Here is a 1,040-nt window from a genome sequence, read left to right as displayed (position 1 = left end):
GTTGCTCTATCCTCACACAGACAGGAAAATTAGCGATCGCCAACTTGAACACATTTTGCAACAAGTTAACCTGCAACACTTACTTACCCGCGTAGATGGCTTTGATACAGAAGTTCCTTGGGAAAATATATTGTCTTTAGGAGAACAACAACGCCTCGCTTTTGCGCGGCTATTAATTACACGTCCTAGTTTCACTATCTTAGATGAAGCAACGAGTGCTTTAGATTTAAATAACGAAGGTAATTTATATAAACAATTACAATCAACGAAAACAACTTTTATCAGCGTTGGTCATAGAGAAAGCTTATTTAATTATCATCAATGGGTATTAGAGCTTTCACAAGAATCTAATTGGCAACTTGTTTCTATACAAGATTATCGATTGCAAAAAGGAATAGTTGTTAACCAATCACAAAAGGAGCAAATTACGATAGATATTTACCCGAAAAATGAACTTAAAATAAAACTAGAATCAGCAGCAAGTGCCACAATTATAGGACTTTCTCATAAAGAGCTTCAGACATTAACAGACTATTCTCTTAGTACGATCAGAACCAAGGCTAGTCAACAAAAGTCTGTTAGTACTAAGGATGGTGTAACCTACCGCTATAACAAAAACCAGGAGGTATTGAAATGGGTAAGTAGCTCGGCGGAAAAATCCACAACTATGTAACAAAACATTAAGTAGAGTGACAGAACCTAAATTTAACACGTTGTGTAAGATACTCTCCTCTTTTCCCTCTAGCTTCTACTCCGTCAATTACGGCGTAGGCGAGTTCTAATTCATCCTCAAACATTTGTCCGGCTAATTCATCTTCTTTAATGTGTTGCCACTCTAATTCAATTGGGTTCATTTCGTCACAATATTTAGGCAAGAAAAAAATATATAAACCCTGACCTTCCCACTTTGATCGTAACCTTTTAACCTCCTGACATCTGTGTATTGGCCCGTTGTCTTGTACGATGATTCGCTCGCTGTTTCATTTGGGCCACTTAAGAGAGCTTCTTTCTCCATCATCTGAAAATAAGCTTTTCTATCA

The 1,040-nt window shown here is 37.1% G+C and carries 3 protein-coding genes; 1 reads left to right on the top strand and 2 read right to left on the bottom strand.

Annotated features, from left to right (window positions below; all coding sequences use genetic code 11):
* The coding region (locus ACUVJL_RS40015) for an ATP-binding cassette domain-containing protein (protein WP_445250897.1) at window positions 1-673 on the top strand (673 nt) is incomplete at its 5' end.
* A 7-nt stretch (window positions 674-680) separates the two neighbouring features.
* Here ACUVJL_RS40015 and ACUVJL_RS40010 read toward each other — a convergent pair.
* Window positions 681-944 (bottom strand): transposase, encoded by a 264-nt coding sequence (locus tag ACUVJL_RS40010; protein WP_445250898.1) that lies wholly within the window; start codon window positions 942-944, stop codon window positions 681-683.
* Window positions 851-1,040: hypothetical protein (locus ACUVJL_RS40005; protein ID WP_445250896.1), on the bottom strand; the 190-nt coding region annotated here is incomplete at its 5' end. The genes ACUVJL_RS40010 and ACUVJL_RS40005, both read right to left, overlap by 94 nt.

The organism is Microcoleus sp. OTE_8_concoct_300, from assembly GCF_031383065.1.
Classification (GTDB): domain Bacteria; phylum Cyanobacteriota; class Cyanobacteriia; order Cyanobacteriales; family Microcoleaceae; genus Microcoleus.
This window is presented reverse-complemented; position numbering and strand designations above follow the sequence as displayed.